Source organism: Alcanivorax sp. HI0044 (assembly GCF_001634945.1).
This window is the reverse complement of record NZ_LWEZ01001875.1, coordinates 1-1,026: the sequence shown is the minus strand read 5'-3', so window position 1 is coordinate 1,026 and position 1,026 is coordinate 1. Positions and strand designations below refer to the sequence as shown.

Here is a 1,026-nt window from a genome sequence, read left to right as displayed (position 1 = left end):
CCCCAGGCCAACCTGGAGCAGGCCGCCGGGCTGCTGCAGGCGGCCCGTGACAAGGGCGCCTGCCTGGCGGTGTTGCCGGAAAACTTTGCGGGCTACGGCGGTGATTACCGGGCGCTGGCGGCAGAGTATGCCATGCTGGAACAATGGCTCTGTGAACAGGCTGCCCGGCTGGGCATGGCGATCATTGGTGGTAGTGTGCCTTCATTGAGTCGCCCGGACGGCGAGCCGGTGCCGGCGCCGCGGGTACGCACGCGCTCTTTGGCGGTAACCGCCGACGGGGAGATCGTTGGTCGTTATGACAAGCTTCACTTGTTTGATGCCCAGGTGCAGGACGCCCAGGGCCAATACCGGGAGTCGGATCTTTTTGAACCCGGTGAAACCATCGTCACCGTGCCCCTGGCCGGTGTGCAGGTGGGTTTGGCGATCTGCTATGACCTGCGCTTTCCGGCCCTGGCCCAGCGCCTGGTGAGCGCCGGTGCCGAGCTGTTGGTATACCCGTCGGCGTTCACTGCCGTGACCGGTGCAGCTCATTGGGAATTATTGCTGCGTGCCACCGCGGTGCAGACCGGCTGTTATGTGCTGGGCGCCAACCAATGCGGGCAACATGGCCCGCGCCGTGCCAGTTACGGCCATTCCATGCTGGTGTCCCCCTGGGGGGACGTGGTGGCAAGCCTGGAGAATGCGCCTGGTGCGCTTGTGGCACCGCTGGACCTTGCTACCATGAACGAACTTCGCCAGCGCATGCCTGTACAGCAGCATCAACGATTACGAATTGAAGGTCCTTATGACGCAAACTGATGACGCTCTTTCTATTGCCGAATCCGTGCTGTTGGCTCCGGCCAATCTGCACACCCCGCAACTGGCGTCACTGCTGAATGGCAAACTGACCGGGCAGGCGGATTACGCCGATATCTATTTTCAGCACAGCCGTCATGAGGCCTGGGTGCTGGAAGATGGCATTGTTCGTGATGCCAGTTTCAATACCGAGCGCGGCGCCGGTGTGCGTATCGTGCAGGGCGACAAGAC

General features: G+C 62.3%; 2 protein-coding genes. Both read left to right on the top strand.

Going from position 1 to position 1,026, the window contains the following annotated elements; genetic code table 11:
- Positions 1 to 798: carbon-nitrogen hydrolase family protein (locus tag A3730_RS27945; RefSeq protein WP_063539383.1), on the top strand; the 798-nt coding region annotated here is incomplete at its 5' end.
- On the top strand, positions 785 to 1,026 hold a 242-nt coding region (locus A3730_RS27940), incomplete at its 3' end, for a PmbA/TldA family metallopeptidase (protein ID WP_304439541.1). The genes A3730_RS27945 and A3730_RS27940, both read left to right, overlap by 14 nt.